Origin of the sequence: Hallerella succinigenes, assembly GCF_002797675.1 — a bacterium.
Classification (GTDB): domain Bacteria; phylum Fibrobacterota; class Fibrobacteria; order Fibrobacterales; family Fibrobacteraceae; genus Hallerella; species Hallerella succinigenes.
Window position 1 is genome coordinate 1,516,590 of sequence record NZ_PGEX01000001.1, and the last position, 13,811, is coordinate 1,530,400.

General features: G+C 51.1%; 16 protein-coding genes and 1 tRNA gene. 5 read left to right on the plus strand and 12 right to left on the minus strand.

Annotation, left to right across the window (positions count from 1 at the left end; genetic code table 11):
- Nucleotides 1-3: 3 nt before the first annotated feature.
- Nucleotides 4-201: a 50S ribosomal protein L35 gene (gene rpmI, locus BGX16_RS06860; protein WP_100425384.1), complete on the minus strand. Its 198-nt coding sequence runs from the start codon at nucleotides 199-201 to the stop codon at nucleotides 4-6.
- Nucleotides 194-802, minus strand: a complete 609-nt coding sequence (gene infC, locus BGX16_RS06865) for a translation initiation factor IF-3 (RefSeq protein ID WP_100425385.1) — start codon at nucleotides 800-802, stop codon at nucleotides 194-196. Before infC ends, rpmI begins: the two co-directional genes overlap by 8 nt.
- A 151-nt stretch (nucleotides 803-953) precedes the next feature.
- Here infC and BGX16_RS06870 point away from each other — a divergent pair.
- A tRNA-Gly gene (locus BGX16_RS06870) sits at nucleotides 954-1,025 on the plus strand.
- A 63-nt stretch (nucleotides 1,026-1,088) separates the two neighbouring features.
- Here the strand turns inward: BGX16_RS06870 and BGX16_RS06875 are convergent.
- The 10 genes from BGX16_RS06875 to BGX16_RS06920 form a co-directional block, all read right to left on the minus strand.
- Nucleotides 1,089-1,454, minus strand: a complete 366-nt coding sequence (locus tag BGX16_RS06875; RefSeq protein ID WP_100425386.1) for a hypothetical protein — start codon at nucleotides 1,452-1,454, stop codon at nucleotides 1,089-1,091.
- Between the two features lie 87 nt (nucleotides 1,455-1,541).
- Nucleotides 1,542-2,735 (minus strand): enoyl-ACP reductase FabV, encoded by a 1,194-nt coding sequence (fabV, locus tag BGX16_RS06880; protein WP_100425387.1) that lies wholly within the window; start codon nucleotides 2,733-2,735, stop codon nucleotides 1,542-1,544.
- Between the two features lie 22 nt (nucleotides 2,736-2,757).
- A complete protein-coding gene (fabF, locus tag BGX16_RS06885; protein ID WP_100425388.1) occupies nucleotides 2,758-4,008 on the minus strand; it encodes a beta-ketoacyl-ACP synthase II in 1,251 nt (416 codons plus the stop codon).
- Between the two features lie 5 nt (nucleotides 4,009-4,013).
- Nucleotides 4,014-5,708, minus strand: a complete 1,695-nt coding sequence (locus BGX16_RS06890; RefSeq protein WP_100425389.1) for an AMP-binding protein — start codon at nucleotides 5,706-5,708, stop codon at nucleotides 4,014-4,016.
- Nucleotides 5,709-5,732: 24 nt separating this feature from the next.
- On the minus strand, nucleotides 5,733-6,599 hold the full coding sequence (locus tag BGX16_RS06895; RefSeq protein WP_100425390.1) for a DUF2334 domain-containing protein: 867 nt from the start codon (nucleotides 6,597-6,599) through the stop codon (nucleotides 5,733-5,735).
- Between the two features lie 61 nt (nucleotides 6,600-6,660).
- Nucleotides 6,661-7,428, minus strand: a complete 768-nt coding sequence (locus BGX16_RS06900) for an acyl-ACP thioesterase domain-containing protein (protein WP_100425391.1) — start codon at nucleotides 7,426-7,428, stop codon at nucleotides 6,661-6,663.
- Nucleotides 7,429-7,527: 99 nt separating this feature from the next.
- Nucleotides 7,528-8,457 (minus strand): PorV/PorQ family protein, encoded by a 930-nt coding sequence (locus tag BGX16_RS06905; RefSeq protein WP_241899486.1) that lies wholly within the window; start codon nucleotides 8,455-8,457, stop codon nucleotides 7,528-7,530.
- Nucleotides 8,458-8,464: 7 nt separating this feature from the next.
- Nucleotides 8,465-9,919 carry a phosphomannomutase gene (locus tag BGX16_RS06910; protein ID WP_100425393.1) on the minus strand — a complete coding sequence of 485 codons (1,455 nt, stop codon included), beginning with the start codon at nucleotides 9,917-9,919 and terminating at the stop codon, nucleotides 8,465-8,467.
- Between the two features lie 91 nt (nucleotides 9,920-10,010).
- Entirely contained in the window at nucleotides 10,011-10,400 is a 390-nt protein-coding gene (locus BGX16_RS06915) for a hypothetical protein (RefSeq protein ID WP_100425394.1), read from the minus strand.
- A 101-nt stretch (nucleotides 10,401-10,501) separates the two neighbouring features.
- The gene (locus BGX16_RS06920; protein WP_100425395.1) at nucleotides 10,502-10,912 is read right to left on the minus strand and encodes a hypothetical protein; all 411 of its coding nucleotides are present in this window, start codon (nucleotides 10,910-10,912) and stop codon (nucleotides 10,502-10,504) included.
- Between the two features lie 29 nt (nucleotides 10,913-10,941).
- On the opposite strand from BGX16_RS06920, the gene rsmA reads away from it, so the two are divergent.
- From rsmA to rdgB, 4 genes are all read left to right on the plus strand, one after another.
- Nucleotides 10,942-11,724 carry a 16S rRNA (adenine(1518)-N(6)/adenine(1519)-N(6))-dimethyltransferase RsmA gene (rsmA, locus tag BGX16_RS06925; protein WP_100425396.1) on the plus strand — a complete coding sequence of 261 codons (783 nt, stop codon included), beginning with the start codon at nucleotides 10,942-10,944 and terminating at the stop codon, nucleotides 11,722-11,724.
- A 68-nt stretch (nucleotides 11,725-11,792) separates the two neighbouring features.
- Nucleotides 11,793-12,278 (plus strand): hypothetical protein, encoded by a 486-nt coding sequence (locus tag BGX16_RS06930; RefSeq protein ID WP_100425397.1) that lies wholly within the window; start codon nucleotides 11,793-11,795, stop codon nucleotides 12,276-12,278.
- 3 nt (nucleotides 12,279-12,281) lie between these two features.
- Nucleotides 12,282-13,199 (plus strand): hypothetical protein, encoded by a 918-nt coding sequence (locus BGX16_RS06935; protein WP_100425398.1) that lies wholly within the window; start codon nucleotides 12,282-12,284, stop codon nucleotides 13,197-13,199.
- On the plus strand, nucleotides 13,196-13,810 hold the full coding sequence (rdgB, locus tag BGX16_RS06940; RefSeq protein WP_100425399.1) for an RdgB/HAM1 family non-canonical purine NTP pyrophosphatase: 615 nt from the start codon (nucleotides 13,196-13,198) through the stop codon (nucleotides 13,808-13,810). The genes BGX16_RS06935 and rdgB overlap by 4 nt, the downstream gene beginning before the upstream one ends.
- The last annotated feature ends 1 nt before the right edge of the window (nucleotide 13,811 follow it).

The window sequence follows — 13,811 nt, forward strand, 5'->3', positions numbered from 1 at the left end:
TCCTTATGCTTTGACAAGCAGACGCTTGACTCTGTATTCATCGGACTTCTTGACGGTTCCGGCCTTGCGCAGATTGCGCTTACGCTTTGTCGTCATCTTGGTAAGAATGTGGCGAAGACCAGCGCGCTTGAACTTCACGTGGCCGCTGCCGGTCACGCGGAAGCGCTTCTTAGCACCACCGTGGGTTTTCATCTTAGGCATTGTTTACCTCTTCGGTTTGTTGTTTAGCCTCACCTGCTGCCTTCGGCTCGGTTGCGGGCTTTTGCGGTGCGTTTTTGGTCACACCGCGTTTAGGACCGTAAATGTAAAGCAACGTGTTGCCTTCCATTCTCGAATCCGTTTCCAAATCGCCAACGTCCGCCAGGTCTTGCTTGGCGCGTTCCATGAGTCGGCGGCCGTAGTCCATGTGCGCCATTTCGCGTCCACGGAACTGCATAATCAAACGTACCTTCATGCCACTCGTGAGAAAGTCACGCATCTGCTTGACACGATAGAGATAATCGTTTTCAGCGGTCTTCGGATGCATTTTGACTTCTTTGAGCTTGACCACGTGTTGCTTGGCTTTTGCTGCCTTTGCTTTTTTGGCCTGTTCAAACTTGTACTTGCTGTAATTGATGATACGGCATACCGGTGGCTTCGCATTCGGCGAGACTTCCACCAGGTCCAGTCCGGCGTTCTTTGCCATCTGCAAAGCTTTGCGCGTATCAAGAACTTCCTGAGTTCCGTCTTCTTTAATGACACGGACCGGGGAAATGTGAATGGCTTCGTTGATACGGGTTCCGTCTGCAGGACGGTTCGGCATTTGCCTCATGCGCGGATTAGGATACAAGTATGCTACCTCATGATAGTGGTGATGTTTGCGACGAAAATTTAGCAAACCCAAAGGAAATCTTCAACTTTTCAGAGAATCCCCCTTTGGAAAAAAGCCTAAATTTTGTATAATTGAGGGCGTTGCGGCGGTAGCTCAAGGGTAGAGCTTTAGCCTTCCAAGCTAATGGTTGCCGGTTCGATCCCGGTCCGCCGCTCTAAAAAATCAAGCCTCCGAATGTTTTGGGGGCTTTTTTTTGTGCTTTTTTGCGTTCAAACGATTAGCGGTGGAGCAGGCTCGGCGCTTCGAGCTTCACAGGGGTTTCCGTCTTGACTACGTCAAAGGCTTCGAGGACTCCGGACTTCCAGATGAAGAAGAGCACGGCGAAGAAGAGAATCACGCCGAGAATCGTGCCGAAGTTTGATTTTTTGGGGACAAGTCCGCGGATGCGGGCTGTTTCGACCTTGTTTACGCTTCGCGGTACGAGGGAGTCGATCGTGACGATGTCTCCGACGATCGGTTCGCGGGGAATGCGGCCAAAGGCGCTTTTGTCGACGGTGTACGACTTATGGGTAGCGTCGGAATAGATCGTACCTGTATGCTTCGATGCATTCCAGCTTTCAATGCGTCCAATGTCAAGAACCATGCTTTACCTCCATCTTGAGCTCCATCTTCAATATAAAAAAACCGCCCTAGAAGGACGGTTTTTCAAAGAGAGGAATCTCGTTGAGGATTAGATCGTATCCATGCGAGTCACTTCCTGAGAGTAATCGACTCCTTCGATGTCGAAGCCGTTCGTGGCGAGGAAGTCGTGGCGGTATCCTTCGATGTCGCCGAGTTCAGCGATGTTGTCTTCGCTTACGATCGGCATGTATTTCGCGACTTCTTCCTGAACCTTCGGATTGAGTTCGAGTTCGTCGATACGGATGCGGTGCTCGTCGTCGGTGGGAATTGCGGAGCCCGTGTAAAGACGTTCTGCGAAAAGACGTTCCATCTGTTCGATGCAGCCTTCGTGCGTACCGTTTTTCTTCATGATCTTAAAAAGGATGGAGATGTAAAGTGGGATCAGAGGAATGACGGCGGAGGAACGGGTGACGAGACCCTTGTTCACGGAGATGTAGGCTTCGCCGTTCAAAGTCTTCTTGAGCTCCGCGTCGAGTTCGCGAGCAGTGCGTTCGATGTCTTTCTTGGCGGCTCCGATGGTGCCGTCGCGGTAGATAGCGTGTGTGTAGGTCGGGCCGATGTAGGAGTAGGCAACGGTCTTTACGCCGTCAGCGAGAACGCCCGCTTCGGAGAGCTGCTTGATCCAGCGAGCCCAGTCTTCACCGCCCATCACCTTCACGGTCTGGCGCTTTTCTTCTTCGTTTGCGACTTCAGCTGTAATGATCGAGAACTTGCCAGAAACGACGTCCATTGTTGCACCGGAGAAAGTCTTTTCAAGCGGTTTTAAAACGCTGCGGTACATTTCGCCTGTTACAGGGTCCACGCGGACGGCGCTTGCGACGCTGTAAATCACGAGGTCGAACTTGCCGAACTGTTTAGAGGCTGCGATCACCTGCTTGCGCATTTCGTCCGAGAACGCGTCGCCGTTAAACGTGACTGCACCGAGGCCCTTCGCCTTGGCGGCACGGTCGAATGCCATGTTGTTGTACCAGCCCGGAGTACCGCTCTTGTCGGCGGTGCCTTCTTTTTCGAAGGAAACGCCGATGGTGTTGGCACCGCATTCGAATGCTGCAGAAATACGGCTTGCGAGACCATAACCGGTAGAGCAGCCGAGGACGAGGACATTCTTCGGAGCGTTCGGAAGAGGACCGCGTTCTTTTGCCTTCTTTTCCACGTAAGCGATCTGATGTTCCACATCCTTGGCGCATCCGATCGGGTGTGCGTTGATGCACATGTTGCTACGAATAAGAGGCTTGATAATCATTATGTTTTCCTTGTTCCTAGAGTTAGTCCCTAAACTTTTTGAGAATCACAATGCCGTTGTGTCCACCGAATCCGAGGGATGCGGAAGCCGCACAATCGATATTTCCCGAAACGCCGACGTTTGGCACGTAGTCGAGGTCGCAGTCTTCGTCCGGATTGTCCAGGTTGATGGTTGCCGGGAAGTAGGAGTTTGTGATGGCGAGAGTTGAGATAATCGCTTCGATGGCGCCAGCGGCGCCGACGCAGTGGCCGGTCATGCTCTTTGTGCTCGAAACCTTGATCTTGTAAGCGTGTTCGCCGAGGGCGATTTTGAGCATTGCGGTTTCGGTGGAATCGTTCAGGTGGGTCGAAGTTCCGTGAGCGTTGTAATATTGAATGTCGGTCGGAGCGATGCCTGCATCCTGGATGGCGCGGGTCAAGGCCTTGGCACAGGTTTCTCCACCCGGACGCGGACTGGTGATGTGGTAAGCATCGGCAGAAGCTCCGTAGCCGGCGAGTTCCGCGTAAATGTGTGCACCACGAGCCTTGGCATGTTCGAGTTCTTCGAGAACGAGAATGCCGCCGCCTTCACCCATGACAAAACCGGAACGATCCTTGTCGAATGGGCGGGAAGCCTTTTCCGGAGCGCCGTTGAACTTGTCGGTGAGCGCGTGCATGCCTGCAAAGCTCTTAATCGAAAACTCGGTAACACCGCTTTCCGAACCGCCGGCAAGGCAAATGTCCAAACGTCCAGAACGGATCGTGTCCAGGGCGAGGCCCAGGGCGTCCGTACCCGAAGCGCAAGCCGTTGCAATTGTCCAAGCGGAACCGGTAATGCCGAGCGCAATCGAAACGTTTGCACAGGCTTCGTTTGCAATCAGTTCCGGCATGGCGAGAGGCGATGCTCTGCGCTTGCCGCATTCGATATACTTTGAATAAGAAGCGTCGACAATATCCATACCGGCAAGACCGTTACCGGCGATTATGCCCGTCTTTTCCGCGGCGAGATCTTCTTTGGTGAGCTTTGCATCTGCCACAGCTTCGTTTGCGGCGGCAAGAAGGTACTGTGTGAAGCGAGCCATGCGGCGCGCTTCCTTCGGATCGATGCCGTGTTCTTCCGGCTTAAAATCCTTGATTTCTGCCGCAATCTTTACCGGGGAAGAACTTGCGTCAAAAAGCGTAATGGGAGCGACACCGCTCTTGCCCTGCTGAATGGATTGCCACATCGAGGGAACTGTTTTTCCAATCGGAGTGACAGCGCCCATACCGGTGATTACAATTCGTCTTTTATTCATAAATCTTAATTAGCCTTTTCTGCGTCGCTCTTTTGTTGATCTTGTTTATCCTTTTCACGGATCGAGGCGCGGCGGATCTTGCCGCTGATCGTTTTAGGAAGTTCGGTCACGAAGTCGATGATGCGCGGGCTCTTGTAAGAGGCGGCCACCTTCTTGGTGAAAAGCTGGATGTCCTTGGCGAGTTCCTTTGATGCATTGAAGCCCTTTTGCAAAACGATCGTCGCCTTGATCGCCTGTCCACGGGAAGGATCTTCTACGCCGGTCACGGCGACTTCCATCACCGCTGGATGCTTGAGCAGAACTTCTTCCACTTCGAAGGGGCTGATGCGATAACCGGAGCTCTTGATCAGGTCATCGGTACGACCGATGAACCAGCAGTAGCCATCCTTGTCACGCCAAGCGGTATCGCCTGTGTGATACACGCCGCCTTCAAAGACTTTTTCGGTGCGTTCCGGATCTTTGTAATAGCCGCCGAACATGCCGAACGGTTTTCCGCCATCGATTTTGATGATGATTTCGCCGACTTCCTCGTCGTCACAAGGAGTGCCGTCCGGACGGACGATTTCAATACGGTATCCCGGCGACGGCTTTCCCATAGAACCTGGATGCGGATCCATCCATGGGTAGTTGCCTTCGGAAAGGGTGACTTCCGTTTGACCGTAACCTTCGCGCAGACGGTGGCCGGTCTTTTCGAACCAACGATTGTAAATGTCCACGTTCAGGGCTTCACCAGCGGTCACGCAGTAGGTGAGGCTTGAAAGGTCGTACTTGGAAATGTCGTGCTGGAGCAGGTAGCGGTAAACCGTCGGCGGTGCGCAGAACGTGGTAATCTTGTAATCCGCCATCTTTTCGAGAAGCTTTCCCGGGATAAAGGTGTTCATGTCATAGGTGAACACGGCACTGCCTGCGAGCCACTGACCGTAGATCTTTCCCCACAGAGCCTTTGCCCAGCCGGTTTCGGCCACGGTCAAGTGACGTCCGCCGTCGACCACGTTTTGCCAGTACTTTGCCGTCACGATGTGACCGAGCGGGTAGGTGAACGTGTGGGCGACCATCTTCGGATTGCTGGAGGTTCCACTGGTGAAGTAGATGACCATGATGTCATCGTTCTTGATTTCGTTTTCGCCGGTCGGACGTTCGAATTTGGATGCACAGATTTCGTAATCGTCGTAAAAAGATGTCCAACCTTGGCGCGGCTGACCGACAGCGACAAGCGTTTCCACGGATGGAGATTTGGCGCGGGCGGTTTCAATTTCTTTCTGCATTGCCGGGTCATCGTAGGCGACGACCATCTTGATTTCGGCCGCGTTAAAGCGGTATTCGAGGTCTGCGGCAGAAAGCATGTTCGTCGCCGGAACGGCGATCGCGCCAATGCGGTGCAGAGCGAGAAGGAAGAACCAGAATTCATAGCGGCGGCGGAGCATCAACTGGACGCGGTCGCCTTTCTGGATTCCGTGCATCTTCAAGAAATTTGCTGTACGCTTGGAAGCGAGCGAAAGGTCCTTGAAGGTGAAAATGTGCTTTTCATCGTTATCATCGCACCAGACGAGAGCTTCTTTCTTCGGGTCTTTCTCGGCGTAAACATCGACGACGTCATAGGCGAAGTTGAAGTTATCAGGGACATTGATCTTGAAGTGAGTGTAGAGATCTTCGTAAGAAGTGTAATCTACACGGTCGATAAAGTTTAAGAGAAGATGCATAGTTAAACCTGTGCTGACTGAAGATTAGAGATCCCGGTAGAAGATTTTTTCACGCTTCGACATCGCGTAGCGGATGAGGTTCATCACGCGGTTTTCGCCGATGGAAGTGAAGTCCACATGGTGGATGGTCAGACGCGGAGTTCCGATTGGAGCCTGGATTGTGAGACAGGCGGAAGTCTGAGCCACACCGAGGGAAATATCCGGAAGGCCTGCAAAGCTGATGCCGAAGGAAAGGAACTTTTCTGTATTTTCTTGTTGATGGACCTGCTTTTCGGCGTTTTCGGTAGCCGCTTCGCCCATTGCTTCTTCGTCGGTTTCGTCATCTTCGTTCACGGAAACGATCAGTTCGCTTTTCTTGTAAATCGTCGTGCGATCTTCGTAAGTCTTGAACTTGGCAAGAATCTGATCCTTTAAATAGTTGTTGTCATACCAGGCGGGCGGAACATAGCCGATTGGGAGTTCTTCCTGCCCGAGTGCGTGCCAGAGGGCGATCGAACGGTCGAGGAGCGCCTGGGATTCTTCTTCGTTCAAGCCTGCAAATTCGGCGACGTTGTTCGAGAACATGAGAGCGCTCTTCCCGAAGACGGAACGTTCCTTGCTGAGGTTAGCCGCATGACGTGCACCGTGGAGCAAAAGTTCATGTCCGCTGGCCTTGAGCTTTTCGATGGATTCGCAAAAGCGTTCGCGTTCTTCTTCCGGGACCGCTCCGATCGACGGAACAACTGCAATAGAAATGGGGGATCCCACGACTTTCGTGATCTTTTCGATCTGGACAAGAGCGCTTTCAAAGTTCTTGATGTTATAGTCGTGGTAGCACAGAATGAATCTTTTGCCTTTGTAGCTTTCTGCTTCTGCGGCAGAAATGTCGGCAATGTCTTTATTGAGTTCCATTGCGTTTCTCCTATTAAAGTGGTGCGTAAAATAGAAAAAGCCGTGGGCGGGCTTGCCACGACTAAAAGCTGAGTTCGCTTATGAATGAGACTTCGTCCTGCTTCTTCCCTACGACAATAATTCGATTTTCTGCGGATTTCGTCATAAAAAGTTCCAAGGTTTCTCCGTAAAGCGCTTCCTTGGAATAATTGATTCGAAAATCAATAAGCGGTTTCGTGGCGAATTCATCGGGTAATGAGTTTATGATGAAAGCCGCGTAGTAAGCGTTGTCCGTATGATTATTGCTATCGAGATGGGAACGACGAATGGTCTCTTCGCCGACTTTTTCCATGTTTTCCGGCTCGATGATTTTCCCGCAGTGGAGGGTTTCCGGTTTTTCGAGCGGAACCGTGTTCAGCTTACGGAATTTTTCAATAGCCTTGGTCGGCAAGATCTTTCGGGTATCAAAAGCGGTAATCATCCATTTGGAAACACCCGAAATCAACGGATTCCCTTCGGAATCCAGAACCTTATAGATGCGATTGAACTGGAAGGAATCCGACTTGTCTTCGGCGGTGATGAATTCAATTCGATCGTCGAGTTTCGGCATTTGATAAAAGTGGAAGGCGCTTCGGACGACAAAACGGGCGATGTTGTGCTGGTTCAAAAATTCTATAGGCGTACCGCGCAAGCGGATGTCTTCTGTCGAAAGGTCTGTCGTCAGCCGTAAAAAATCAAACAGCATCATCTTTCCGTCGGGGCCGCACTGCGTAAAAGGAACGCGCATCTCGGCGTGGAAAGTGAAACCGTCTTCATCATACCAACGGTTGAAATTTTCGGTCAATCCCATGTCCGCAAAATAAAAAAATGGACTGTCTTCGGGTAGAAAAACGGTCCTTTTTTTGAGAATGACGAAATTTGTAAAATTTCGGTCATTTAAACGAGATTTTTAGAAACCGATGCCCAAGTGAAACAGGTGATTTCCATCGAGAACAGGGCTTGAAGCGTAGGCGTAATCGAACTGGAATCGTCCAAAAACGATGCCCAAACCGGCAGAAATTCCGCTATCCGTTTTGTCGCGGTAGGCGTAACCTGCGCGGAATGCGAGACTCTTTTTATAGAGCAGTTCACCGCCGAAGCGCCATTCCGGATTATAGTCAGCACGGCGGTATGCATCGGCATGGACGGCAATATCAAAAATCTCGAGAATCGGATGGGAACCGGTGATGCCTGCCTGCAAAGCCATCGGAGCGGATTCTTCTTCGCTTTCGTATTCCGAAACCCAACCGAAGTTCGTCACAGTCGCGCCAAAGGTAATGTATCGATTGAGCTTAAAGCTTGCACCGCCATCGGCAAGAAGTGCGATAGCTGTCGAATTGTCGATTGTCTGCGAAGCGAATCTTGCGGAAATGGCCCAGTTAAAGATGGACGGCTTGCTTCCGATGCCGAGCTGGACAGCCCAAGCCATCGCACCGTAATCTTCTAGCTTAAAGCCTTCTTCGTCACGGCCTTCGATATCGCCGTAGCCCAGATATTCGACCGCCGCACTGGTATTTGCATATTCAAAAGGAAGTCCAAAGTAGACGGAGGTGAGCTTCGCATCGACATTGCTCGAAAAGACGATGTGTCCGATACCGGCTTGAGCCGAATTCGAAGATGTCGTGGCGAGAGGGTTGCGTGAAACTTCCGAAAATCCCTGCGGAGTTGCGACTCCTGCACCGGCAAGGGCTGCAGAACGCGGCGACGTGGGCATGGAAAGGAACTTCATCGTCGTGCCGCCTTCGTCTACATTCCAATATTTTCCTCCTGCAAACGAAAGGGAGCAGGCGCAAAGAACGGTCGAAATGGCGAGATGTTTGAAGTTCATGAGTCTAAACATATAAAATTTAGGCTTTCCAACCCTGCATAATGGCGAGAACCTTTCCCTTGAGTTCTTCGGCTCGGGCAGCGGTATCGCATTCGATGTAGCAGCGGAGTTCCGGAGCGTTGCCGCTCGGACGCAGGTGAATGATGTCGCCCTGGTCAAAGGTCATGCGGTAGCCGTCAGTCGAATCTTCGGCGACGAGCTTTCCGACGAGTTTTCCAAAATACTTTTCACCGAGCTTCTTTTCGGCGATTTCGGCGACTTTCGCCTTGCTCTTTTCGGTCGGGAATTCCTTGACGCGGTCGCTTGCGGTAAAGCGCTTCGGAAGACTCTTGAACAGATCTTCAACGCCGGTGAGTTCCTTGCGGGCTCGCACGAGGATGGCGAGCTGCGGAAGCAGGGCGTCGCGGGTCGCGAGAGCCTTGAGGGTCTTGCCGTCCAAAGTGATGTCCGTTTCGAGAAGGAATCCTCCGTTGGCTTCGTAGCCTGCGACGGTTTTACCTTCGCCGTCGAGTTCCTGCATGCCGGCGATGACGTACGGACTTCCGATGCGGGTGCGGAGAGTTTTATCGAAAAGTCCACATTTTTCAAGAGCCGTATTGCAGCTCACCGGAGTTGCTATGCGTTCAATGCCAAGAGATGCGGCGGCGAGAATGCCGAGGACGTCCCCACGGACCCACTTGCCGGTCGCGTCTGCAAAGAGCGGGCGGTCGCTGTCGCCATCGGTGCTGATAATTGCGTCAAGGCCTTCCTTTGCCCATTGGATGCCGAGTTCAATGTCTTCCGGACGAACCGCTTCGGTGTCGACCGGGATGAACGTTTCGGAACGTCCGAGCGGCTTGACGTAAGCGCCGAGCTTTGTCAGAATGTCCGTGATGATGTCGCGGCCCACTGCGGAATGTTGGTACATACCGATGGTGAAGCCGGAAAGAGCCTTTTCGCCGAAGAAGGCGATGTAGCGGTTTGTGTAGTCTTCACGGGCGGTCGGGTCTTCTGCTGGAAGGGTGGCCGGGGACTTGAGCATGCCCTTGTCGAACTTGGAATCTTCGACTTCGAAGGATTCGGCTCGGATGCCCGTTTCGTCTTTCTTCGAAATTTCACCCTTCGGGTGGTTAAACTTGATGCCGTTGCGGTCGGCTGGAATATGGCTTCCGGTGACCATGATGGACGGGAGAGCCTTTTCGATTCCGTAAAGGGCGATCGCCGGGCTCGGAATGCGTCCGCTGTAAATGACCTTCCAATCCATATCGATGGCGGCCGTCGCGAGAGCCTGTAGAATGCGACCCGTGCTCGGGCGTAAATCGCCTGCAATTGCAACCGTCTTTTCGGACGGGTAATTCTTTTCGCAGTAGGCGAGGAATGCGTGGGTGTAGCTGTAGCACACGAGGTCCGTCATTTTGGAAACGAGACCGCGGGCGCCACTCGTACCGAAGCCGACGCCGCTCGAATTCATCATGTCGTTTACGGAAATCTTCATGCTTGAAATATATTAAAAGCAAAAGAAAGGCTGCCCGAAGCGATACCGAAATGACGCCCGGGCAGCCCGGCTTTTGGGGATTTAAGTCGAATTAGACAAATACTTGGAGGATTTGCCTTGCTTCATCGCCTTCGACAATACGGATTTCTCCGACGGGGGCGTAAGAAAAATCGCTGTATTCCGAAAGCTGGAGAGCCGCAAAACGGTGATCCTTGGAAGCTAGAAGATACAAGCTAAATTTTCCGTTTTCGGAAGCTTTCAGCTTATGATTGCAAAGTGCAGAAAGTTCAGTACTGGGTGCAAAAAGAATTTGTTCCACAAGAGCGCCTTCCGCAGGGTCGTATTCGAGGTAAGTTTTGCTGATGGGAGATGCTGTTGGTTTATAAATGACCTTTGTCAGTAAACCGAAGAACTTTGTTGAAATTTGAATATTGGAATTTTTAGCGAGCGCATTCTGCATCGCGAGTTCATTTTCTTGCATGATGTTCTCTTTTTAAAAGGTGTATTTTGGCGCATACGCACAAAAAGAATTCCGTCTTTTAACGGGACTTCTTTAGAGGATTTTTTAGAAAGAGAATGTTTTCAACAGAGAATGCGTTCGAGAGCGAAGATGTAGTAAGCCTTTGGGGTACAGTAGGAATCCTGCGACGTGGGCTTGCGGTCTTCTTTCTTCAAGAAGACGCGCTTTTCGTTCCAGGTGAAAAGATTGTGCTGAAAAACGGTGTGACGACCGTCGGTTTGCAAATTTGGGTGAAGGCGTTGGCCGCGGAAAAAAGTCTGCGGAATCGTTCTGCGCGTGTCAAGAATGGCGGCTGCAGAAGTGAAATTGTCAGGGCTGGAAATGGAAGCGTCTTCGGAAAAATCCGTCTGGACGTAATTTGAATTCGAAGGTCTCGGTGCCTGGGATGAGACGGCGAGGGCATGGAATCCTAACGCAAAGGCGAATAATAAACTTGCGAAAAATAGAATTGCATTTTGCGACTGTCGTTTCATGGCTTCTTTAATATATCTAAATTTACAGCATGGATAGAGATCGTCGACGCCGCTTTGGCCAAAATTTTTTGGATGTGGAGACTGCGAACCTGCTTGCCTCGGATATTCCGCTGTCTGCGGGTGACTCCATTCTAGAAATCGGTCCGGGCCATGGATCCCTGACGGAACCTTTGCTCGCTCAGGGCGTTCCGGTAACGGCTGTCGAAATCGACGAGGAATGCGTCGCCTATCTCAAGGACAAGTTCGCCGGCTATTCGAATTTCCATATTGTGAACCAGGACATTCTCCGTTTCCCGATCGACGAATGGCTTAAAGAAAATCCGAAGCCTTGGCTTGCGGGGAATTTGCCGTACAACATCTCCACGGGCATCGTCGCAAAAGTGATGCCGTTACTGAAAAAGACGCACGGTTTTATGTGCATGGTCCAGTATGAAGTTGCGGAACGGTTCTGTGCAGAACCGCATTCCCGAAACTATGGAAGCCTTTCCGTCTGGATCCGTGCTCATGCGACGGGAAAGATGCTTCGCAAGATCGGCCCCGAACATTTTACGCCGAAACCGAACGTAGATAGCGCCACGGTGCTTCTCACGCCGCGCCCCGATCCGCTCGATGCTCCGCTGGATTTTTTTGATTTTGTCCAAGACGCTTTTTCGCAAAAGCGCAAGGTCATCACGAATTCGCTTTCTTGCCGTTACGAAAAAGCGAAAATTGCGCAGGCGCTTGAACGTTGCGAATTTGCTCCGACAACGCGTGCAGAAGAACTTTCGCCCGAAGAACTTTTGAAGCTTTACGAAGTTTTGAAGTCCAACTAGGCCATTCCTGGAATGAGAGGCTTTTTCTCCGGGTAAAAAATGTGTATTTTGAAAGAAAAGGAATCGTTATGAAAAAAATCGTTCTCGCTCTTTTAACTGTTGTCATGGCTAGCGTTTTTGTCGCTTGCGGTCCGTCGGCGTTGGAAATCAAGGAAATGTCTTCCGACTGCGAGTTCAATGTGGAAATTCGCTATGTACCGGATGATTCGATTGCAATCTTGATGGGCAACGCTCTTTACGTCGCCACGTCGCAGCTTGTTTCTGGAAACCTTTACCCGCTTTCGATCAGCACGCGTTCCGATATCGACAGCCGTGCTCCGACGGACGTGGTGAATTCCGATGAAGAATTCGCCGCATACATCAACCGTCGCATTCCGGGAGTCATGAATTTTGGCATCGTCGTCGATGATAATTCTGCAAATGAAATCGGTTTTGAAAAGGAAACCGCTGTGAAAATGTTCCAGGACTTCTTCAAAAAGTCTTATCCGGGAGCCAAGTCCGTCTACTTCTCTTCTCGAAACGGGGAACTCGTCAGCGCGAAAAAACTGGATTAAACGATGTTAGGCATTCAACAAAAGAAAGGGGATCCCGAAAAGCTTTGCGGTCGCTTGGTGGTGTATGCAAAAATCATCCCGTCGGCGTCCAAAGATCAGAACGAGGGACCGATACCGTTTGCTTCGATGGTTCGAAATGGCATTCTCGCTGTGCGCGGGGAATTCGAAAAAATCAACAGCATAAAACGTTTTTTGCAGCATGAAGATGGATCTTCTTCCGTGGATAAGGGTATTTCTGATATAATCGAACATATTAAGGAATCCGGCGGAGAACTTCCCGAAGGCTTGGACGTGGATTCATTCAAGGATCGCCTGGAAGAACTTTCGAGCATGGAAATCATTCCGGTTCCGGCGAAAATCATGTTCTACGATAACGAAGAAGAAATCCTCGAAGAGAACGCGGACATTTATTACATCGGCGAATTCTCCGGAATGAGCCAGGCGCACCTCTGCATCACGAGCCTTCCGATCTTTTACCAGGCGAAGTTCCGTGAACAGCAGAATGCAGAAGAGCAGTCCTACATTAACGAACTGCTTTCGCAGATAGAATCGGACGGCCTTGTTACGAACAAGCCGGAAACGGGTGAGTTCTTGCCGGGCAACGGCAACCTCGTCACGTTCGTCGGCAATCTGCAGGAACTTTTGGAACGTCAGGTGGTGCCGTACCTTTTGTACCAGGCTGCCGACGAAGAACAGTTCTCGACAAACCTCGACCGCTTTTATGCGTTTATGGCTCCGTACAAGAATCAGCGTGATGTGCAGCTGATTGGGGAAACGCTCCGCCGTTTGCGTGTAAACGAAAACGATGTGAAGGAACGTTTCCGCCTGGAATTGCTCTGCCGCAAGGTTGGCGCGATGTACCACGAAAAATTCGAACAGGTTCCGGAAATTCAAAAAAAACTTTCGGAGCTGGACTTGTGAAAAAACTCGTGGTCATCGCAACTGGAAACGCTGGCAAGGTTCGCGAATTTTCCAAGGCATTTGAAAATTCCGATCCGAACTTGGAATTCAAAACACAGAAGGAAGTCGGCTTCTCTATCGACGTAGAAGAAAACGGTTCCTCCTTTCAAGAAAACGCTCGAATCAAAGCTTTGGCGGTTGCCGAATTCTTAAAGTCGAAGCAGATTTCGGCGACGGTCATCGCGGATGATTCCGGTTTGGAAGTCAAGGCTCTTGACGGTGCTCCGGGCATTCACAGTGCCCGCTTTGCTGGGGAACATGGAAATTCCCGTGCAAACAATGAAAAACTTTTACGTGAACTTTCGGACGCATCCGATCGTTCCGCACGATTCGTCTGTCACTTGTGCATTGTGCATGTGAATGGAAAAATCGATGATGTCGAAGGGGAATGCCCGGGAAAAATCATCGAGGAATTTCGCGGAGAGGAAGGCTTTGGTTACGATCCGCTTTTTGTGGCGAATGGAAAAACGCAGACTTTTGCAGAAATGTCTCTCGAAGAAAAACAGGCTTTGAGCCATCGCGGTCATGCGATAGAAATCCTCAAGTCTCGAAAGATTCTTTCGGAGCGTTAAG